Origin of the sequence: Fredinandcohnia onubensis, assembly GCF_002734285.1 — a bacterium.
Taxonomy (GTDB): domain Bacteria; phylum Bacillota; class Bacilli; order Bacillales; family Bacillaceae_L; genus Ferdinandcohnia; species Ferdinandcohnia onubensis_A.
Genome location: NZ_NSEA01000005.1, coordinates 125554 through 147600, shown reverse-complemented (window position 1 = coordinate 147600; position 22047 = coordinate 125554). Strand labels below are relative to the sequence as shown.

Below are 22047 nucleotides of genomic sequence, written 5' to 3'. Positions count from 1 at the left end.
CCATACTTTTAGATTAAAAAAAGACCGCATGAATGAAAACAATCCATGCGACCTATTTTATAAGTTGCACCAGGAATTTTTTACTCTTCTTCAATCTCTTCCTCTTCGGACCTTGGTCTTCTTCCCCAAAAGAATTCCCAAGCATCCGTACGTTGGAACTCCTGCTCCTCACGGGTTTCTTTTTCTTTCTCATCAGCCAATACCGACACCTCCCCAAATTCGTTGTCGTTTATATCCTATTCAGGGCATTTGCATCTGTATGGGAGTATGCCTATTTTAGTTGAAAATTTCTAATGGAAGCAATGTGAGAAAACATGTATACTGGAGATGTAAATAATTAACTTTATTCAGCTAACGACTGAATAAAGTTAAAGCCTACGGCGGATGCCACGATTTTTCAAAGGAAATTTTTCGAGCATAGGATCAAAGACTAAGAACGCCACGTCCTGTGGCAACGTCTTTGTGACCCACATCGTGTGGGCCTAAAAAAATCGGGCGCAAACACGCCAAGGCGTATTTGATACAGAGAGGTGATAGAGGATGGCGAAATCAAAAGCTAAGAAAATGCGCGAGAAGCTTGTACGCGAGGGAAAACGAAATCCTGAAAACGGAAGAAGCCCATTTGTAGGAATCGACATGCAAACAAGATTGACAAAAACGAAAAAAGATCACTTATACCGCAATAAACATAAGAACCAATCATTCAGAGATGGAAATGATGGTTCTTTTTTTGTTTGCTTTGGAGTGTGAGCTGAGGGGCTTTTTGTTTACGTTACCTTTTTTTGAAATGAACCTGCCAATTGGGTACGATTCCGACGCTTGCGTTCCACTTTACTGCTCTCTCTCCGACAATCGGGCACGATTTCTTCTCTCTTAAAACAAAATAGTAGTTTCCTACTAGGTTACTGTTTATAAATCTATCAAAAGGGACAAAATGGATTAATGTTTAAATAAGATAGAGAGGAGACATATCGTGACTACAAATACTAGAAGAAAACTGATTAATACAGGAAGTTTTATTTTTGGTTTTGGATTTTTAGGTGCTCTTGATGGGATTATTTTTCATCAGTTATTACAGTGGCATAGTGTATACATGGCAACAGATCGGCCTGGACAAATCATGAGCGATGGATTATTCCATTTTGCTGTTACAATCACCCTTATCATTGGTGGTGTACTGTTATGGTTGGCAGGAAATCCAAGCAATCTATCAAAGGGAGTTCGTTTGCTCATTGGTTGGTTTTTAATCGGGGGTGGCGTGTTCAATTTGGTTGAGGGGATTATCAATCATCATCTCCTACAAATTCATCGTGTCAAGCCTGGGGACCCTAACGCTTTAGCTTACGACTTAGCATTCCTTGCATCCGGATTATTGTTGTTCATAATTGGCTATCTAATTAAACAAAGAAAAGATAAACAAAATTCACCTATTAGTTCTTGAGTGAGGAGGGGGCTATGTATAGATTCATAAGTTTTTTTGTTATTTTTGGGACTGTATCAATGATGATATATTTTCATAATCAAAGCAGCCACTTTAGTGCTGGAAACCATGAAATGATGCATCAAGAAAACCAAATCATTATTCCTCCTTCACATCTTGCTCCTACCATTTCTGGTTCAGTTATAAAAGACCCTTCCGGAACATGGTTATTAGAAATACATACTGAAAATTTTACATTTAAACCGAAGAAGGCTGGTACTGAGGAACCCACCTACAATGAAGGGCATGCTCATATTTATTTGAACGGTAAGAAAGTAAATCGTTTATATGGGCAATACTATCATCTGGACATTTTACCGTCTGGTACGAACGAAATAAAAGTTACACTGAATGGAAACAATCATGGCGTTCTTATTGCCAACGGAGAAGAAGTTGCATTTACAGAGATTGTCAAAGTACCATAAAAAATGCTGACATTGAGCTGTCAGCATTTTTGACTTTCCTATGATAAAATCCGTTTTTCCCCTTCAATTTCCTGGATTGGAGCAATATTTTGAGAGAATTCCATCGTTCCGATATATTCTCCATCCTCATCACGGACCGCAAAATATCGGATATACACATATTTGCCTTTTGCTTTGATCCAGAAATCTTCAACATCTTTTCTTCCTGCTTTAAAGTCATCTAGCAGATCTTCGACGACATGAACACTTCTAGGCGGATGGCAGTTTTGAACAGTTCTGCCAATCACAGCCTTCGTCCTAGCAAAGATACGCTCTTTTCCTTTTGAGAAGTAGCGAACGACATCATCTTTATCAATAAACGTAATATCTACCGGTAAATGGTTTAAAAGTAATTCAAGTTGTTTAAGGGACAGGATACCCGTTTCCATTTTAATAAATCCTTTTGACGTCACTTGCTCGTCATCTATCACACTTCGCTCAGGCTTCCAATCTTCCGGAGAAATTAAACAAAAACCGATTTCATCGCTTTCATGAGCAATTTTTAACCATTCGTCCTCTGTTAAATTATTTAACGACATTGGAAAGAGAATATTTTCTTCGCGATAAATCATTTCGTCTATTTGATCGGCAAAAAAGTTTATAACCTCCACAACTGACTGTTTATCCCCATCATATTCTGTAAGCATTCTTTTAGCATCTTTTATTGCATCTACAATAAAATCATCAATCTTCCACATCATATTTGTTGGGCCATATATGCCGTATTTTTCTAAATATGGGAAGAGAAGCTGTTCTTTTCGTTCATAATGCTTTCTGATATCCAATAAAAGATTACAATCACCGAGTAACTTCAATCTATTTTCATTATGATCATCTGCTTCAAATGCTTGCAAATTCTCCTTGATTATAGTTACTAGCTTTTCAAGTTCTCTATTTTCAAGATTAAACGTATACACAGGATGTCCAGGTTGTTCTTCTGGGTGACGATTGAGCGTATCTTCTATAAAACCCTTGAAAATCTCCCGGTGCTTTGAACAAATTTCTGTAGCCTCATGTGCTTGGATATTTTCTTCTTCCATTAACACATGTTGGAGCCTTGACACTTCCCCAATCGTAATATAGCCCACTTTATCCTTTAATTGAGATTTAATCTCTTCAACAGATTTACCATTATGTAAATCTTTAAAGCTTTGTTTTATAAGAGCCTCACGCTCTTGGTCACTGATTTTATTTTGTTCACGGTTATTAATAAGTTCACTCACACGAATTTCTCCTTTCAAACTATGCACTATTGAAAAATACCTGTTATGTTTGAAAATAGCATAGTTTTAAGAATTGGTTCGTGATTCGAATCACATCTTAAAAATAATTAAAGGCTCACTCATCGTGAGCCTATGGTTTTGGGTATTGATATTCCAATTCATCTTTATCTGGATTATAGTCGACAATAAGATTATGGCCGTTAAAGAACCAAATGTCATCCTCTTCTACATAAAATTCAATGTCATCAATCTTTTGACTTGTATGAATTTGGATGGGTTCATCATGCGTTGAAAAGGCTAATGAGTACTTTTCTTGTACAGGGCTCGTTCCGTAAAACATTGGATAAAATCGAACGCTATCGCCTTCTTTTACACTTATATCCTCTTTGAACCATTTTACAGTTGCTTCACTGATTGTCATTTCCATCTGTATGAACCTCCCTAGGTGTCCTTCTGATATTTTGTGCAGAAAGATATCCTTTATTACTTTTATAGTACTAAAGATTTCATATATAGGAAATCAACAAGTTTGTGAAATGTTTCTCAAACATTAAAAAGTGCATACATTCATGAAAGAATGCATGCACTTTTGATTCATTTATAAGAGTACAAAGGTGATTATGGCTCCAATAATAATAGAGATGCTCACAATCTTTCCCCAAACAGGAACTTTGTCATTCGTTTGCTGATTGACCTTTTGCTCTTGAGCCTCGACTACCTTCCGATATTCAGGACTACAGCAACCCATTTAAGCCACCCGGTTATAGTCTGAGATATCTACTTCAAGCGGAAGATTTGCTGCTCTTAACTTCTTAGCTTGACGGAAGAATAATACAAGTAGTATTGCAGTTCCTGCAAAACCACCGTACCAAGCAATGTTCATTGGTAATCGGAAACCGATTTGTGCATTTAGAATATACGTGATTACCATGATAAGCATGAATGTTCCTGGAATTAGTGAGATCCAGTAGTTCTTTTTCGCAATGTATAGGTACATTGCACCTACGAATAAGGCAATTACTGCTGTAGCTTGGTTCGCCCAGCTAAAGTATCTCCAAAGGATATTGAAGTCAATTTGAGTTAGTACAACTGAGATTGCAAATAACGGAACAGCAATCCATAGACGGCTAGACATTTTCTTTTGTGCCATATTTATATATTCAGCGATAATCATACGAGCACTACGGAATGCAGTATCACCAGAAGTGATTGGTAATACGATTACACCTAGAACTGCAAGAGTTCCACCAACAGCACCAAGCATTAATGTTGAAACTTCACTTACAATTGCTCCTGGTCCACCAGCTGCAAGAAGTTCTTGTAAACCACCATAACCATCGAATAAGCTCATTGCTGCTGCTGCCCAGATCATGGCGATAATCCCTTCAGCAATCATCATACCGTAGAAAATTTTACGACCTTGGCTTTCCTTTTGTGTCGTACGTGAAATAATTGGTGTTTGTGTCGCATGGAATCCAGATAAAGCACCACAAGTGATTGTAAAGAATAGTAATGGGAAAATTGGTGCATTATCAGGATGGAAATTTGATAATGAAAGTTCTGGAATTGGTGCTCCCTTAACTACTAAACCAATACCAATACCTACAGCACTGATTAAAAGGATCGCTCCAAACCATGGATAAAGACGACCGATAATTTTATCTACTGGCAATAAAGTTGCTAAAATATAATAGATGAAAATCGCAGCAATCAGAATTCCTAAAGCAACTTTTCCATCTAATAATAGATTTAATAAACTTGCTGGAGTTGATACGAAAACGGTACCAACTAATAGTAAAAGTAAAACAGCAAATGCATTTACAACGTGTTTCATTGCTTTTCCTAAAAACTTAGTCGCAAGCTCTGGTAAGTGAGCCCCTTTGTTACGAATAGAAATCATACCAGTTAAATAATCATGAACCGCACCTGCAAAGATACAGCCAACCACGATCCAAATGAATGCAACTGGTCCGTAAAGCGCTCCCATTATAGGTCCGAATACTGGTCCGGTACCTGCAATATTAAGTAACTGAATCAACGAGTTTTTCTTTGTGCTCATTGGAATATAGTCTACGCCGTCAGCATTTACATATGCTGGTGTAGTACGTTCTTCCTTCACTCCGAATACTTTTTCAACATATTTACCATACGTAAAGTATCCTACAATTAACAAAGCTATACTAGCTAAAAAGGTAATCATTCTATTTCCCCCTATTCCCTTTATTATAATTTATGAATGCGTTTACAATAATTATAATAGTTTAATTGAGTTTTAGGAGGGTTTTAGATTAAAAGGTAGAAATTCGACAATAACGTGTCCAAATTGTGAAGTAAAACGCAAATTTCTACCTTTTTATTTAAATTTCTAAGCTAGCTCTTAATGCCTTTACATAATTTCGACTAACTGATAGCTGTTCACTTCTACCTTCAATTTCTAATTGATACGCACCATTAAACCATGGTGTGAGGCGAGTGACATATTTTAAATTGACAAGGAAGCTTTTATGAATGCGGAAAAACCCGAATGATTCAAGTCTGCTTTCCAAATCTTTCAGCTGTATTTTTGTCTCATATTCTCCCATCTTAGTTATCAGCTTGGTTACTTTTTCATCTCTTACAATGTATAAAATATCCTTTGGCTCAAGATAGATAATCTCACCGCTTGAATCAATCGCCAATTTCCCAGTTTGCTTTCCTTTTTCCTTTTCCTCAGTCGTCTGGAATTGTTTTTCGATCCGTTTTACTGTTTCCTCTAGTTGTACCTCATCAAATGGCTTTAATAAGTAGTCAATTGCATTAAAACGGAATGCTTCCACAGCAAATTCCGGGTAGGCGGTTGCAAACACAATCAGTGGCGACTTTTTTAATTCCAATAAGGCTTTTGCTGCATCCATCCCGTTAACCTTTGGCATTTCTACATCCAAAAAGATAACATCTGGTTGAAGTTGGATCGCTTTTAAAATCGCTGCCTCCCCTGAATCTGCTTCCCCGACTATTTGAATGGAAGGATGCGCCTCTAAAAGATGTGACAGTTCGTCACGACTATATAATTCATCATCGACAATGAGTGTTCTAATTTTTGTTTCCATTCTATATAGCCTCCGTAAGTGGGATTGAAAACGCGATTTCCGTTCCCTTATTTACTTCGCTTTTAATTGCTAATGCGGACTTTTCACCAAAATGCATCGTGAGCCTTCTATTAACGTTATATAAAGCGACACCACTACCTTTTTCTGACTTGATTGGGGTAACGCAAATTTCCCTAGCTCGTTCTTTACTCATCCCCATTCCATTATCCTCAACCTTTACATAAACACAGTCATTCCCTTTTTGAATGGAAATACTGACCTGAAAGTCTCCATCACGGTTCTTCATGCCATGCTTGATGGCATTTTCTACAATCGGCTGTAGAGTAAGTGGTGGAATATGCTGATACAAAGCCGCTTCCTCTACCTTATATGATACCTTCAATTTGTCTACAAACCTTGTTTCCTCAATTTCTAAATAAGCTCGAACCTGCCGTAATTCCTGCTCTAAAGTTGTTACATTTTGTGTCGTTACAGATAGGTTCTGACGTAAGAAATGTGATAAAGAAACGAGTAGTTTTCTAGCTTTTGTTGGGTCTCTCCTTACTAATGAGAGGATCGTATTTAATGTATTAAACAGAAAATGCGGACTGATTTGGGCTTGAAGCACTTTGATTTCTGCTTCTTTTGCGAGCTGAAACGCCTTGTCCGCCTCCGCAATTTCAAGCTGATTACTTAAAAGGGAACTTAAACCAGAGATGAGTTCTGTGACAACTGGTGTAATTTCCTTTTCAGAACGAAAATAGAATTTTAACGTCCCAATCGTTTCTTCTCTACGTTTTAAGGGAGCAATTACAGCCGCACCAAGTGGACAATCCTCATCTCGACATTGAATCATTTTTTTGTTTGCGATTACAATTTTACCGTTATGAATAACTTCCTGTGTAATTTGTGTTTGAATAGGCATTTGTGAACGGTGGTGGTTATGACCAAGACCCACATGCGCTAGGATTTCGTTCGTGTTTGTCATCGAAACAGCCGTAGCTTGAATTTCATCCTGAATAATATTGCAAACAGCCTGGGCTGTCTCACGATTCAAACCGTTCCGTAAATAAGCGAGCGTCTTGTCAGCAATCCGCAGTGTTTTTTGAGCTTGAACAGCCCCCACCCGTTCTCCCTCATTAATTACACTCTTAATAATCATAAGGAAAAGTGCACAGCCTAGACCATTTGCTATAATCATCGGAATTCCTATGATCTCAACTAAAGCCCACGCCTTTTCAAACGGGCGTGAGAAGAGCAAAATAACCAGCATTTGAAGAGCTTCCGCAGAGGCTGCAATAATAAATGCTGTGCTCAGCTTCACATGTTTATTTTTCTTATAAAAGTATCCGGAGATAAAACCAGCAATAATCGATGCAAAGCCACAGGAAAACGCAGTAAACCCTCCCAGGGTAAAGCGATGAATTCCTGCAATTAGGCCCGCACCTAAACCGACCTTGTAGCCACCAAGAAGACCCGCAAGCACAACGCCAATTACCCGTGAGTTCGCTAAGGCCTCATCAGTGGTTAAAGCAGATGCCCACCGGTCAAGCTGCAAACTTTCCGTGTTCAGGCTTAAGCCAGTATACGTACCGATAATTCCAAAAAAACCAAAGAAGACAATCGCCACAAGCTTCTGCCAGCGGTTCAGCTCCTCCTGATACATCATCCCTCTAAAAAACTTCAATCTAGTTAAAATAAAAGCGATTGCAACAATAATCCCTAACCGCTCCAACAACGTAATCAACAATACGAACATAAACATGCTCCTTTTTGGGTCGCGGGGAAAGGTTCCATGTCCCACTTCAGGTAATATTTTTGGGACATGGGACCTTTCCCTCTGTCCCTATTGTATCAAGATTTTCGGGGTTGTGGATAGTTTTTTGAGGGGAGGAATCAACTCTACTATGCTTCAAATACCTTATATTATTTATAGGATATTTTTCATAAAAAAACACAGTCAACCTCAATTAAAGGTTAGGCTGTGCGTTCTTTTACCTGTAAGAAAAGGCCTTTAGTGTAAATGCTTCCCTAATACTCCCAACTTCAACCCCTGAGTCATTTTTTATGAGTGAAGGTTTTAATGCTTTCAATCTATTAATTGTTTCTTTGTTAGAGTAATTGATTTGTTCCAAGATGGCGGCAACTATGTTTGGCCAAACATCCTCAGATCCATTCGCTACTTTTAAAGCAAATCCAATTTTTTCTTTTTTTAATCCAAAGCAGTAAACACCCTGAGCACCACCCTTTGCTACAATGTTTGTGTCTTCTAATAAAGTCGTACAGATAAACTGATTGGAGGCAACCATCCTTGGATGCTCATTCATTATACTTGTCATTTGTTTTACTGCTTCTTTTAAATTAGGAGAAACAATCAAATCGGGGCATGCTAGCTTTAGATACGTGATAGCCATGTTTTTCAACGGAATAGCAAATACAGGTACTCCACATCCGTCAGTCCCAATCTTTATATCAGAGATTGGTACCTCCGAGAGAGTAGAAAGAACACTTAATATGTGTTGCTGGAGGGGATGATCGACTTCCCAATATCCCTTAACTGGATAGCCCATTTCACGACAAATAGCTAAAAATCCCATATGTTTACCAGAGCAGTTGTGGTAAAGTCTTCTCTTTTTTATTCCCTTCCTTAGCATCTCCTCTCTTGGAAATACATTTAAAGGGTAAGAAGGTGGGCAGAACAAATCCTCCTCTTTAATCGGGAGCTTCTTTAGCAATGATTCAAGAGCCTCAATATGATATGTTTCACCCCGATGAGAAGCAGTAAACAGTGTAGCCTCTTCACTTGTTAGATTATATTTCGATATAATATTTGATAGAAATACTGGTAATGCTTGAATTGGTTTGGCGGCTGAACGGAAATAAGTATAATGTTCTGTGTCACCGACCTCATATTTTGTTTCGAAAAGTTTATTAACCCCACAAATCATCCCAATATGAACATTTTCAAGTAAACCAGCTCTTGTTTCTTCAATTAGTAGTTCAAATTTCATGATATTCCTGCCCTTCGATGTTTAATCAATACACCAAGTTTATTCAAGATCTAGAAGCATATTTTGTGCCTGGATTGCTGAACCAAGAACTACACCACGATCCCGCAACTCAGAATACACCATTTTTACTTTTTCTTTAATAGGCTCCCAAACAAATAAATCTAATTTCCTTTCTATTGCCTCTTTTATTTCCGGAAACTTTTGAATGGTATTCCCACTCAGAATTATTACTTCTGGGTCATATACGCATAAGATATTGCTTATCGCAAGAGCAATATAGGTAGAAGCTCTATCTAGAATATTGACTGCCCAAGATTCTTGGTTTCGATATGAATCAAAAACATCTTCAATACAATCAACATCTTTTACTTTCCTTGCGTCAGACAAGATTGCTCCCTCGGATATATAAGTTGCTAGACAACCAATCTTTCCACAGTTACACACGTTTCCAGTCGGGTCTATTACTGTATGCCCGATCTCACCAGCGTTATTTGACTCTCCTCTATATATTTCACCATTTAAAATAATCGCAGAACCAATCCCTGAACCAATCCCCACTAGTACTGCATTCCGAGAATCTTTTGCTCTACCAGTATAATTCTCAGCTACTATTTTCATTTTTAATTCATTATCAATAATTACATTAAAACCTAATCGTCCTCTTAAATCAGATGCTAAGTTTACATTTTTCCATTTTAACTGGTCAGAAACATTAACAATCCCATTTTTGTAATCAATTAAACCAGGTAGACCAACAGCAACACCAATTATTTTTTCTCTTGGTATTTTGTTTACTTTAATTAATTCATTAATAATTTTTAAAACCTTTTCGATCGTTATATCGTATTTTTCTGACTGTTCCCTTAACTCACTTCTCCATGCAACAATTTCGCCAATATAGTTCACAATGCCTACTTTGATTATCAGCTTATCAAGTTCAATTCCAATAGTGTAAAGCACTTCACCAGAGACATCGAGTAATGTTGCTCTTCTCCCTACACCCGAGGTGACTAATTCAGTTTCTTTTACAAATCCTTGTTCGTGCAATTCGTTTACAATTCTGGTAATTGTCGTTGGACTCATTCCAGTTACTTTTGCAATTTCCATTCTAGAAATAGGTGACTGATGCTTTATAATCTCTAATACTAACTTTTTATTCTGTTTTTTCATTAATAATTGGTCTTGTTTCTCCATTTCATAACCTTCTTCACAAATTATTATCTATACTGTTCAATAATCAATCAATTAATTTAATAAAGTTGTTAAAACGGCATCCTAAAGCGATTATTACCCCTTTAGGATGCCTTTGTGTAATAATTATTGTGTACAGATAATTGATATTTGCGTTTATCTATATCCTTTAATAAACTGTACAGCTTCTGATATATCCTTTATTGGGTTAGATTTTACTTCTCGTTCAATCGTTAGATATCCATTATATTGAACCTCATTTAAGACTTCAAAATACTTGTCAAAGTCAACAGAACCTCCGCCAAGAGGTACTTCCCTGAAGAACTTTCCAGACGCAACCATTTGGGAAATTTTTTCATGTTCTAAACCTTTCCCATATCCAATTGAACCGTAAACATCTCGTGGATCAACGGGCTTAAGTTGTATCCCATCTTTTACGTGAGTGTGAACAATATAATCTTTTAAAATCCTTACACCTTCAACCGGATCATCTCCAGTTACCATAACCATATTTGCAGGGTCAAAATTAACAGAGACCCCATTGGTACTCAAGCTATCTAAAAATGACTTCAATGTCATAGATGTTTCGGGTCCTGTTTCAATTGCGAAATAAGCATTCAAACTTTTAGCATAAATACCTAGTTCATCACATGCCCTCTGCATATTTTCATATATAAAACTATTTTTTTCCTCGGGAACTATACCAATATGTGTTGTAACAATATTTGTACCCAATTCAACTGCGAGGTCTAAAATTCTTTTTGATTTTTCAATTTTAACTTTATTTTGTGCACTATCTTGAAATCCGTGACCACCTAGATCACCGCAGAGAGCAGATATCTCCAACCCTAATGATTGAATGTAAGTTCTAAGTTCCTTCCGTGCAGTTGTGCTGAGGTTTTCCGGCGCCATTTCTCCTTCGACCGCGTAGATTTGTACACCGTCTGCTCCAATATTCTTCGCAACTTTAAGTCCTTCTTGAAGGGGTAAGCCTAAGCCATCTACAATAATACCTATTTTATTTAAGACTTTTACTTGTTCCATTTATGAAAATGTCACCACACTTTTATTAGCAGAAGCTTCATAAATTCCATGGAGAATTTTCATAATTTCAACCCCATCCTCAACAGGAGCAACAGGCTTTTCTCCAGTCAAACAACTAGTGACAAAAGCATCAATTTCACTTTGAAATGCATTGTTAAAATCAAAGGTTTTATGATCAACCTGTGGGTCAATATTAATAATTGTATTATTTTCTTCACTTATCAACATTAATTCAGGCTCTAATTCCGCTCCACCATTTGTACCAAATAACTTCACTTGAATCTCATCTTTTTTGGCATGGAGTGTAAACGCAACATCAACGATTAATGAAGCACCATTTTCAAATGTAATAAGAGCATTTGCCATATCCTCAACAGTATTCTTTTCTTTATCATAATCAGCAGCCTTATAAAAACTAAGGTTTTCAACATTTCCGCGATTCCCAAGTTGATGATAGGTGTGACCTGTAATTGACTTTACCTTTGGACGGCCCATTAAGTACCAACAAATATCAATAATATGTACACCTAAATCAATCAAAGGACCTCCACCAGAACGTTCTATATCTGCAAACCATCCACCGGGATTCCCTAAACGGCGTAAACATGATGCTTTGGCATAATAAATTTCTCCTAATTTACCGTTGTCAATGAAGGACTTTAGTACCTTTGTATTTGTTGCAAATCTCCGTACGAAGCCCACTTGCAATATTTTGTTCGTTTCGCGTACGGCTTCCTCTACTTTTATTGCTTCCTCAACATTCATTGACAAAGGTTTTTCAACTAATACGTGTTTTCCACCTTTAAGGGCACCAATTGAAATGTCAGCATGAGTATTATTCCACGTACAAATACTTACAGCATCTACCTCTGGATCCTGGAAGACATCTTCTAAGCTGCAATATACACGCTCTATTCCGTATTGCTTTGCTTTTTTTTCCGCTCTCTCTGTCGAATAATCATAAACTCCGTATAAAATTGCGTCAGAATTATTCGCATAAGACTGTAAATGCATGTCAGAAATTGAGCCTGTACCTATCACACATACTTTTAATTTCTCCACATTTACCCCATCCTTCCCCTAGGATTTTTTTTATTTTATTTCATGCCATAGTCTTCTTACGTTATCCATACCAATTTTCGAACCAACCTTACAGTCTTCCATTCCCTCAAATTCAACTGTTAAATACCCATCATAACCAGAGTTCTTAACAATTCTAATAATCTCTCTTATATTTAGATCACCATGGCCAACTATTGCACCTCTTAGATAATTTTCATTTACTGTTCTGAACCAAACTCCATCTCCTGGATTTTCATAATATGGACGGATATAGAAATCTTTAAAATGAACAGTTGAGGCATATTTAATATTTTTCTTAACACCTACGAGTGGGTCTTCATCAATACAAAGGAAATTACCAACATCAAGTGTTGTCTTGAAATTATCTCGGTTTACTTCACGAAGAAGTCTTTGAACACGGTCACTTGACTGAACATTAAAACCGTGATTTTCTATAGTTGTAGTAATTCCATATTGTGAAGCATAATCAGCTATTAATTGACTTCCTAATACTAGTTTTTCTAAATGTTCATCAAAATAATGTATAGTCATATGTTCTGGTGGCAGGGTGAATGCAGTTACGTCATGTCGCATAATTTTAATTCCTAATCGATTGACAATATCTACATGCTTTTTTAGTCGTTCAACTTCTTCATTGAAAGCCTCCTCTGCCTGAACAAAATTGGCTGGTAAAGAATAAGCTGACAATTCAATGCCTACTTCAGCTGCTTTTTCTTTGATTTGATCAGCTAATTCAATGTTATCGACAACTGAATAGCCGTAGGGAACTAACTCTACATGTTCACCACCATTATCAGCAACCCATTGTATAACATCTAACACGTTCATTGATTCTTCTCTTAATTCTCTTACTAGACTATAAGTACTTAAACCAACTTTCACCAAACTCACTCTCCAATTCTTCTATTTATTGTTCTATAAAAATTCCTAATAATCTTCCAAATTCAAATCTAGTCAATTAATACCATAAGATGCCCTTCAATTTTATCAATTTTAAATTTAATATATTCATTCTCTACTTCATATTGGATTTCTTCTTGTTTTTGTATATTTTTTACAGTCTTCACTTTTCTGTCTCCAATAAGCAACTTAACTTCGATGTTATAAAGAGGAATAACATCCTCGATAGTATATATATCTTCAGATCTTTTTTCTGTAATATAATGAAGGAAATGCAACAGTTTATACTCATTTTCCTTTTCGTTCAAAGCTGTTAAAAGGGTAGAAGGTCCATCGTGAGTAACCAACTTATGATCTAACAGCAGTTCTATTGCATCTTTAACCATCTCTTTACACCAATATGGGCTATTTTTTCGATACAGCTTAAAAATAGGATGTGCAAAATATATTACATTTTGTTTTCTTGTAACCGCAGGATAACCAAGATTTCTTGAAGAAGGTGCATGTTGATGAGAGCAAAAAGTCTCGCCTTCTCTGTTAAAGTACGGTTTAATTGTATCCATTAATACTTCTGACTCTACTGATTCTATTTTTGCAGCTTTTCCATACATCACATATTCTTCTTGGTAGAAATTTTTTCCAATAGTAGCATTTGGTAACACGAAATCTCGATCGTACTCTGAATTTCCAAGAAATTGATTACCGTAAAAATTGCTACCTTTATTTTCTTTATCTATAAGGGACTCGTAGGTTCCAATTACTTTGCCACCATTTTGCGTATAATCTTTTAGCTTGTATTTCAATTCAGGGGTAAAGTCAATTACATCAGGTAAAATTAACAATTTATATTTTTCAAAGTCCATTTTGCTATCGATTATATCGAACTGGTATGACAATTCCTGAAGCATTCTAACAGTACCAATTAATGATGGATGAATCCCAAGATTGTGATCGCCCGGTACGTAATATTCTTCTGGTGTAAATACACCAATTTCTGATACAGGTTTACTGTCTTTAACGTATTCTTCAACTTTTGCAACTTTACTATAAACATGACCAATCAAATCATAAGCAGCTTCTGACAGCTTGCCACTTGGATGAAGCTGGTCTCCAATTGAACAAGAAGCTCCAAGTGCTAGCATGTTAAAACATTCAAATTCTAATGCTGCCTTATTTTTTAGAGAATGAAAGTCTCCCCAATACGTGTGGAACTTTCCTGTCATACCGACAACATTCTTACCTAACCCTCTAGAATATCTCATCGTCGCAGGGAAGTGGTCGTAACCCCAACCTCCACTTGGTAAAGATTCTAGTTCTAAATGTGTAAAGCTTGCCAAACTCTTTTTTTGTGTTGGTCCTATATGGGAACTATTATAGAATATAGTTGCTTGTGGAACTTTTTCTTTAATTAAAGCACTTATTTCTTCTCTAAATTCATCTAACATAATCAATGAATAAGAAATTCTATCTCTTTTAATCTCTGTATTTAGACCCTTACGTTTCATTTGTTTAAAACAGTTACTACAATGACAATCCACCTTAAAAAGAATATCTAAAAAGAAGCCATCTATATTTTCAGGTCTCACTACTTCAATAATATCTTGTAAGTGCTCCTTGAAAAATTGTCGGTACTCACTATTTAAACAAATAGTATAATAAAAATGAGGACTAGGAACATTCTGGCTATTAATAAACTCTCCATTCTCGTCCACACAGAGCCATTCAGGATGATGCTTCATTACATAACCATCCCACTGAACCGTTGTATATATTGGAACCTTAATATCATTTTTATGACAAATCTCTATTTGTTTTAATAATAGATTTTTATTTTCTAGATTAGGGTGCATTAATTCTGGATGTTTTTTTGATGGATAGTATAACCATCCGTGATGGCATCTCGCAAAACAAGTAATCGAATTTACGTTCGCCTTTTTTAGAGTCTCTACAAATTCTTCAGCAACAAACTCACTTGCAACATTAGGAATATATTCACTAGTATGAAAGTCTAAATGTACCTGCCTGTTTCTTAGTTCACTCAATTGCGCAACCTCCATTACATTTAACATAGATTTGTTATACAAAAGAAGAATATGATATTTGCATTTTTATATAGATTCTAATTTTTCTTTTTTTGAAGGGATTTTTACTCTTTCACAGCTCCTGCTGCGAGTCCACTTTCTACTTTTTCTTGGAATAATAAATAAACAAATAGTGGGACTAAAATAGTTATTACAATTGCTGCCATTAAGGGGCCATATTCAGAACCACGTTCCCCACTAAAGTTTAGTAGACCTAATGCAATCGGTTTTAATTTATCATCGTTTATAAAGAGAAGTGGGAAAAGAATGTTATTCCACGCACCTAAAAAGTTGAAAATTGAAACTGTTGATATAGCCGGAACAGACATCGGTAGAATTACCTTTAAATAAATTTGCATATAACTTGCACCATCGATAATCGCAGCTTCTTCAAGCGATTGACTTATCCCCTGCATAAAACGTTGAAGGACTAATATACTGAAAGATAAAGAAAAGGCAACGAAAAGTAGGATTAATGCTACCAGGTTATTCTTTAATCCCAGTAAACCAATCATGTACGCTACCGGTACGAGAACTGTATGCATAGGAATCATCATTCCCAGTAGAAAAAACAGCATAAGAAATTTATTTATTCTAAAGTTAAACCTAGCAAGAGCATAGGAGGCCATTGATGCAACGATAGCGAGAATAACCACAGTTCCCACAGATATAAGGATACTGTTAAAGAAGTATCTACTCATATTCGCTTCATTCCATGCAATTAAATAATTTTCAAACTTAAAAACTTCAGGTAAACTAAACGGTGCACTAAAAATCTCATTATTTCCTTTTAGAGAAGAAAGTAATGTAAATAGCATAGGACCAACAAATACAAAAGCCATAATGATAATAAAAGTATATAATACTAATTTACTTCTCATTAATTCTTCTCCTTTCTATTCATGATAGCTTCACTACCTATAGTTAATATAAGAGCAATGATTAAGATGATAATCCCGATAGCACTTCCCACTCCATAATTACCATATCTAAATGCTTCATAATACATTAAAGTTGTTGGAAGATTTGTTAATCCGTTTGGGCCACCTTCTGTCATTACAAAAATCAGATCAAATACTTTTACAGTTCCGATAATATCCATTAATATACATAATGTAATAATTGGTTTAAGCATAGGAACTGTTATGTGAAAAAACTTTTTTGATGGTGATGCTCCATCTATTTCAGCAGCTTCATAAATCTCATTCGGTATTGTTGTTAAACCGGCTAAAAGAATTACCATATAATAACCAATACCCGCCCAAATATTTACAAATATAATAGTTCCCATTGCAGTACTAGGATCTATTAACCACCCTTTAGTAATTTCCGCTAGTCCAATTAAATCTAGAAAACTATTTAAAGAACCATTAGGCATGAAAATAAAATACCAAAGTAAACCAATAGCAGTTAATGGAAAAATGGTTGGCACAAAATAAACAACCTTAAAGAACCTATAGCCCTTAAATTTACTGTTAATTGCAACTGCTAACAATAAAGCGATTGGTGTGTGAAATATTACGCTAAAGACGACCATATAAAACATATTCTTCAATGAAATAAGGAAGCCCTTATCTTGAAAAACATAAAGGTAATTATCAAGTCCAACGAATTCTAAAGGTGAACCTTTTATACCATTCCAATTCACGACGGAAAAATAGACTGCTCCAATCATTGGAATAATTAGAAAAACTATGTATATAAGTAAAGCTGGCAAAGTAAATAGAAGGATTTTTGACTTTTCTTTTTTACTCCTTACGTTCATCTATTTCCCCCCTTTTTTTAGACTATTGCTTTAGAAGTGTCCCCCTATCTAACATGGATTCTTAGAAAGATAGGGGATATCCTTACGTTTTTGAGTGCCTTTATTTTCCTATTTCATTCTGAATTTCTTTTGCTGCTTCTTCAGCGCTAGAACCAATGAACATACTTACAATGGAATTTCTGGTTCTATCCTGCATAGACGTTAATGGATCAAAGTCAAATACATCTACTGCTATTCCACTGGAAGTAGAACCTAATTCGATATTCTTTAAAAATAATTCGGAGACTTTTGATTCATCAATGTCAATATCTGACCTAGGAACTAAGAATTGTGCTTCCTCAGCATATCTTTTAGCTGCCTCTGCAGAGGTAAGCATTTTAAGCAATTCAATAGTATATTCTTTTTCCTTACCTTCAAGTTGTCCATTAACCATATAAGGACTTAAAACTTGCATATCTTCATTTTTAAACTCTGGTTTTTCTTTAAAATAAGGGAACTTAGCTAGTTTAATAGAGTCCGTATACTCTGTGTCCTCTGAACTAATAAACTTGCCAATATTCCAAGGACCAGTTATAATCATCGCGGCCTTCCCTTGTAGGAAATCTGTTAATACAATATCATCACTAATACCTGCAGAATCCTTACCAAAAGCTCCCATGTCATTCAATTCCTTAACGTATTCAAGAGTTTGAACTACGTCAGGATCAGTCCATTTTAGCTCTCTTGTACCAAGCTTTTTGGCAGCATCGGTTCCCATCCATTTGTAAAAAATCTGATTATGCAAATGACCTGCCATATAGGTTGCTTTAGCACCAAGTGCTATTGGTGTTACATTTATTTCTTTTAACTTCTTGATAGCTGTAAGTAAGTCATCCCAAGTTTCTGGAAATTGACTAATACCAGCTTTTTGAAGTAATTCTTCATTATAATATACCCCTATTAATCCTGATTCCATTGGGATTCCATATGTTCCTTCATGACCTGGAACTTGGTAATATTTTAATGCACCTTCAGTAAAGCCAGAACCCCACTCAGTGTCTTCCGCTAAAACAGGATTCATATCCATTAATAGGCCACCCTCAATATATTCACTTAAGTTAGCAACACCTTGAACTCTAAAAATATTTGGTAGAGTTCCTGATGCAAGGTCTGTTTTCAATTTATTATTAAAAGCAGACTCATCTCCTTGAGATTCATCAATCACTTCTACATCAGGATGCTTTTCTTCAAATTCTTTAATGATATCTTTATAGATTCCAACTTGTGTGGTAGTACCTGCCATTCGAGTTAATAATCGAATCTTTATCTTATCCTCTTCACTATTAGCCTGATCCCCTGAACCACTACATGCAACTAGGATTGTACTCAATAAAACCATAAATGCAATTATCACTGTTTTTTTCATCGTTTTATCCCCCTATTTTTAATTAATTTTCAACTCTCAAACGCTTACATTTTTTTGTTAATCACCCCCCGATCGAGTTTTAGTATTACTATCTCGTTTGATTACAGAAACAATATTTTTCTCCATGTTAATAAATATGATTATTTTAATTAATTAAAACCAAATTTTATATATATTTATCATTAATTTCTCCACTGGTGAAATTAATTAAATATAACTATCTATTTGCAAGTATAACTTCAAGTACAGTTTGTTTCAATGCAAAGTTTTATGAAAAATGATAATTTTTTGCAAAAACCAAATTTCCCCTCACATATATTTAGTTTTTATATTTTACGAAAAAGACATAATATTTTTTAGCAAATAGAAAGGAAAGCTTAGCTTCCCTTTCATTGCTAAGTTTCATAATTCAATATTACAGTACTCCCTTTTTTAAAATTATATTTGCATAAGGAGAGCGCTCACTAGTTGCCACGATAACATATGCCTTACGACTACGTGTATAGAAATCAAATCTATCAATTTTTTCGATTTGGAATTGCGAATCACTGGTTTCCTTTATAATCTCTTCATATCTATTCCAAATATCTGGACAAGGGTCACCATCAACTGTTCCCATTAACATAACAGGAGAAACTACATACGTATCGAGTGGAAATAACTCTAAAATGGCCTTAAGTAATTCCTCTGTCCCATGTCCGTGCGCAGGAATTAATTGATTAGCATGGCTTGCAGCTGGAAAGTTTCCATCTGCAAGAACAATTTCATCTCCATGCCCCATTTCCATCAACGCTTTGATTAAGTCTGGTGAAAGAATGGGCGGAATTCCCTTAAGCATTTACTAAAGCTCCCTCTTTGACAAATGCATTTGTTAAACGGCCTAATTTTTCAACTTCAACCGTTACTTCATCACCTGGTTGAATGTATACACGCTCTTCAATAGGCAATCCAAGTACAACACCCTCAGGAGTACCAGTTAGAATTAAATCTCCAGGCTCTAATGTCATATATTTAGAGATATAGCTTACAATTTCTGCACAATTGAAAATCATGTCCGATGTGTTCGAATCCTGGCGTAACTCTCCATTTACATAAGTTTTCAACGCGAGATTATTCGGATCACCAACTTCATCAGAAGTTACAAGATATGGACCAATTGGACTGAAACCGTCAGATGTTTTTCCTAATAACCATTGTTGTGTTCTAAATTGCAGATCACGTGCGGAAAGATCATTTACTGTGCAGTAGCCAAAAACCTGAGAAAGTGCATCTTCTTTTGATACGTCTTTAGTTTTCTTCCCAATTACAATACCTAGCTCCACCTCATAATCAAGTTCTTTTGTCACATTTGGTACCACAATTTCACAGTTGTGACCTGTTAATGTGTTATCAAATTTATTGAATAAAATTGGGTATTCAGGATATGAGGCATTAGTTTCGTCCGCATGTTTTCTATAATTCAAACCAACACAAATAATTTTATGTGGTTTTGTAACAGCAGGTCCCCATGTTACTTCATTTTCATCGTATTCTACAACACTAAATGCATTCTTTAGTTTTTCTTCAAAACGGGCCCTTTCTGCTTCTTTTAAATTGATGACTTCCATTATATCCGATGGAACTCTGTCCCAGTTATTTTGGATTGCTGTTGCTTCAATATCAATTAATTTCCCTTGAAGTTGTACCGCAAGTTTTTCATTAATAGTTGCGAATTTCATGATTTATTCCTCCTTTAAGCATTTTTCCCAAAAACAACTCCGCCATCTACATAGAATGGCGATCCCATGACGAATGAAGATTCATCTGAAGCAAGAAATAACGCGGCTTTAGCCACATCAATTGGTCTTCCTAAGTCTCCGCTTAATTGTCTTTTCTTGATGTTTCCGATAGCTTCCTCTGGGTTATCATAGCTTGTTCGTAAATAGCCCTCTACAAATGGTGTCATGATTGTTCCTGGTAGAAGTGCGTTAACACGAATATTGTAAGGAGCATAATCAACTTGCATTGATTTTGACATAGCAAGCACAGCTCCCTTCGTTGCTGCATAAGCAGCACGTTTCGCTAACCCCATTTCTGCAACGCCTGATGACATATTAATTATTGAACCACTTTGTTGTTTCATCATAAAAGGAACAGTATATTTAGATACAAGGTAGACGCCGTTAACATTTACTTGCATAATGCGATTCCATGCATCAGGCTCGACTTCGTCCAATCTTCCAACGTTGCTAATTCCTGCGTTATTAAATAACACATCAATTCTTCCATTTTTTTCAACAATCTTTGAAATGACAGTCTCTACCTCTGTTGGGTTCGTTACATCTACCTGAGAAAACGCTGCCTTCCCACCATTATTTTCAATATCATTAACAGTTTGTTGACCATTTTCACTATTTACATCAAGTACGTTCACCACAGCGCCTTCTTTTCCAAATAAAAGTGCTGTTTCTTTCCCAATTCCACTCCCAGCGCCAGTAATAATTACTACCTTTTCTTGTAATCTCATAATGTGGCCCCCATTTCATGGTTTAGATTATCTTCCGGTTGCGCTGCTTTAGCAGTAAGTCCACCATCAACCATCAACAAATGTCCATTGATTTGCATCGCTTCCTCTGAAGCTAGAAATGCTACTGCATCCGCAATTTGCTTTTCAGTTCCGAGCCGTTTCATTGGGTTAGCAGCGATTTCCTTAGCACGAATTTCTGGGTCATCTAAATACCCTTTACAAAACTCGGTATCGATGGTACTAGGACCAACCGCGTTCACATTAATATTGTATTGGCCGAGTTCGATGGCTAAAGCTTTTGTTAAATGAGCCGCTGCCGCTTTTGATGAAATATAATGTGGAATCACTGGACTTGTTACAACAACACTGGCTGTTGAGCTGATGTTGATGATCTTCCCAAATTTTTTTTTGATCATATTCTTTGCTGCTCGTTGGGATGTTAAAAAGATCCCTTTTACATTTGTTTGGTACGTTCGATCCCATGTTTCTTCAGATAGATTCATAAATGTTTCAAAAGGAGCAATCCCTGCGTTGTTGACAAGAATATCGATGATGCCAAGTTCTTTTTCCACTTCATCTATCATATTATCAACCTCATCTTTTTTACCTACATCGGCCTGAACGGTCACTGCTCGAATACCAAACTGTTTTTCGATATCTGCTTTAATTACTGTTGCATCCTGATAGGAATCTGGAGAAGGATAGTAGTTAATAGCTACATTCGCCCCTTCTTCTGCTAACTTCCTCACAATAGCTGCTCCGATTCCTTGGCTGCCACCGGTAACTAGGGCAACTCGATTGTTCAATTTCCCCATTATCGCTAATC

General features: G+C 36.1%; 22 protein-coding genes. 3 read left to right on the top strand and 19 right to left on the bottom strand.

What is annotated here, in order from left to right:
* The first annotated feature begins 540 nt into the window (after positions 1-540).
* From CKJ95_RS06555 to CKJ95_RS06545, 3 genes are all read left to right on the top strand, one after another.
* Positions 541-750 carry a hypothetical protein gene (locus tag CKJ95_RS06555; RefSeq protein WP_099352597.1) on the top strand — a complete coding sequence of 70 codons (210 nt, stop codon included), beginning with the start codon at positions 541-543 and terminating at the stop codon, positions 748-750.
* A 223-nt stretch (positions 751-973) separates the two neighbouring features.
* The gene (locus tag CKJ95_RS06550) at positions 974-1441 is read left to right on the top strand and encodes a DUF2243 domain-containing protein (protein WP_099352596.1); all 468 of its coding nucleotides are present in this window, start codon (positions 974-976) and stop codon (positions 1439-1441) included.
* A 14-nt stretch (positions 1442-1455) separates the two neighbouring features.
* Positions 1456-1905, top strand: coding sequence for a hypothetical protein (locus CKJ95_RS06545; RefSeq protein ID WP_099352595.1), 450 nt, complete (start codon positions 1456-1458; stop codon positions 1903-1905).
* A gap of 38 nt (positions 1906-1943) precedes the next feature.
* Here the strand turns inward: CKJ95_RS06545 and CKJ95_RS06540 are convergent, their stop codons facing one another.
* From CKJ95_RS06540 to CKJ95_RS06455, 19 genes are all read right to left on the bottom strand, one after another.
* Positions 1944-3167: a DUF438 domain-containing protein gene (locus tag CKJ95_RS06540; protein ID WP_099352594.1), complete on the bottom strand. Its 1224-nt coding sequence runs from the start codon at positions 3165-3167 to the stop codon at positions 1944-1946.
* Between the two features lie 130 nt (positions 3168-3297).
* Positions 3298-3594 (bottom strand): HesB/YadR/YfhF family protein, encoded by a 297-nt coding sequence (locus CKJ95_RS06535; RefSeq protein ID WP_099352593.1) that lies wholly within the window; start codon positions 3592-3594, stop codon positions 3298-3300.
* A gap of 171 nt (positions 3595-3765) precedes the next feature.
* Complete coding sequence (locus tag CKJ95_RS23295) at positions 3766-3915, bottom strand: hypothetical protein (protein WP_180271427.1); 150 nt, start codon at positions 3913-3915, stop codon at positions 3766-3768.
* The gene (locus CKJ95_RS06530; RefSeq protein ID WP_099352592.1) at positions 3916-5367 is read right to left on the bottom strand and encodes a carbon starvation CstA family protein; all 1452 of its coding nucleotides are present in this window, start codon (positions 5365-5367) and stop codon (positions 3916-3918) included.
* A gap of 157 nt (positions 5368-5524) precedes the next feature.
* A complete protein-coding gene (locus tag CKJ95_RS06525) occupies positions 5525-6256 on the bottom strand; it encodes a LytR/AlgR family response regulator transcription factor (RefSeq protein WP_099352591.1) in 732 nt (243 codons plus the stop codon).
* A 1-nt stretch (position 6257) separates the two neighbouring features.
* Positions 6258-7994 (bottom strand): sensor histidine kinase, encoded by a 1737-nt coding sequence (locus tag CKJ95_RS06520; RefSeq protein WP_099352590.1) that lies wholly within the window; start codon positions 7992-7994, stop codon positions 6258-6260.
* Positions 7995-8229: 235 nt separating this feature from the next.
* Positions 8230-9246, bottom strand: coding sequence for an asparaginase (locus CKJ95_RS06515; RefSeq protein ID WP_099352589.1), 1017 nt, complete (start codon positions 9244-9246; stop codon positions 8230-8232).
* A gap of 39 nt (positions 9247-9285) precedes the next feature.
* On the bottom strand, positions 9286-10440 hold the full coding sequence (locus tag CKJ95_RS06510; protein ID WP_099352588.1) for an ROK family transcriptional regulator: 1155 nt from the start codon (positions 10438-10440) through the stop codon (positions 9286-9288).
* 153 nt (positions 10441-10593) lie between these two features.
* Positions 10594-11481: a sugar phosphate isomerase/epimerase family protein gene (locus CKJ95_RS06505; RefSeq protein ID WP_099352587.1), complete on the bottom strand. Its 888-nt coding sequence runs from the start codon at positions 11479-11481 to the stop codon at positions 10594-10596.
* The gene (locus tag CKJ95_RS06500) at positions 11482-12543 is read right to left on the bottom strand and encodes a Gfo/Idh/MocA family protein (RefSeq protein WP_099352586.1); all 1062 of its coding nucleotides are present in this window, start codon (positions 12541-12543) and stop codon (positions 11482-11484) included. It abuts the gene before it with no gap.
* Positions 12544-12573: 30 nt separating this feature from the next.
* Positions 12574-13446, bottom strand: coding sequence for a sugar phosphate isomerase/epimerase family protein (locus CKJ95_RS06495; protein WP_099352702.1), 873 nt, complete (start codon positions 13444-13446; stop codon positions 12574-12576).
* Positions 13447-13514: 68 nt separating this feature from the next.
* Positions 13515-15506, bottom strand: a complete 1992-nt coding sequence (locus CKJ95_RS06490; protein WP_099352585.1) for a beta-galactosidase trimerization domain-containing protein — start codon at positions 15504-15506, stop codon at positions 13515-13517.
* A 104-nt stretch (positions 15507-15610) separates the two neighbouring features.
* The gene (locus CKJ95_RS06485; RefSeq protein WP_099352584.1) at positions 15611-16426 is read right to left on the bottom strand and encodes a carbohydrate ABC transporter permease; all 816 of its coding nucleotides are present in this window, start codon (positions 16424-16426) and stop codon (positions 15611-15613) included.
* Positions 16426-17310: a carbohydrate ABC transporter permease gene (locus CKJ95_RS06480; RefSeq protein WP_099352583.1), complete on the bottom strand. Its 885-nt coding sequence runs from the start codon at positions 17308-17310 to the stop codon at positions 16426-16428. Before CKJ95_RS06480 ends, CKJ95_RS06485 begins: the two co-directional genes overlap by 1 nt.
* A gap of 100 nt (positions 17311-17410) precedes the next feature.
* Positions 17411-18715, bottom strand: a complete 1305-nt coding sequence (locus CKJ95_RS06475; protein ID WP_099352582.1) for an ABC transporter substrate-binding protein — start codon at positions 18713-18715, stop codon at positions 17411-17413.
* Positions 18716-19130: 415 nt separating this feature from the next.
* Positions 19131-19553, bottom strand: a complete 423-nt coding sequence (locus tag CKJ95_RS06470; RefSeq protein WP_099352581.1) for an RbsD/FucU family protein — start codon at positions 19551-19553, stop codon at positions 19131-19133.
* Positions 19546-20433 (bottom strand): fumarylacetoacetate hydrolase family protein, encoded by an 888-nt coding sequence (locus CKJ95_RS06465; protein ID WP_099352580.1) that lies wholly within the window; start codon positions 20431-20433, stop codon positions 19546-19548. Before CKJ95_RS06465 ends, CKJ95_RS06470 begins: the two co-directional genes overlap by 8 nt.
* Positions 20434-20447: 14 nt before the next feature.
* On the bottom strand, positions 20448-21221 hold the full coding sequence (locus CKJ95_RS06460) for an SDR family NAD(P)-dependent oxidoreductase (RefSeq protein ID WP_099352579.1): 774 nt from the start codon (positions 21219-21221) through the stop codon (positions 20448-20450).
* Complete coding sequence (locus CKJ95_RS06455) at positions 21218-22036, bottom strand: SDR family NAD(P)-dependent oxidoreductase (RefSeq protein WP_099352578.1); 819 nt, start codon at positions 22034-22036, stop codon at positions 21218-21220. The genes CKJ95_RS06460 and CKJ95_RS06455 overlap by 4 nt, the downstream gene beginning before the upstream one ends.
* Between the last annotated feature and the right edge of the window lie 11 nt (positions 22037-22047).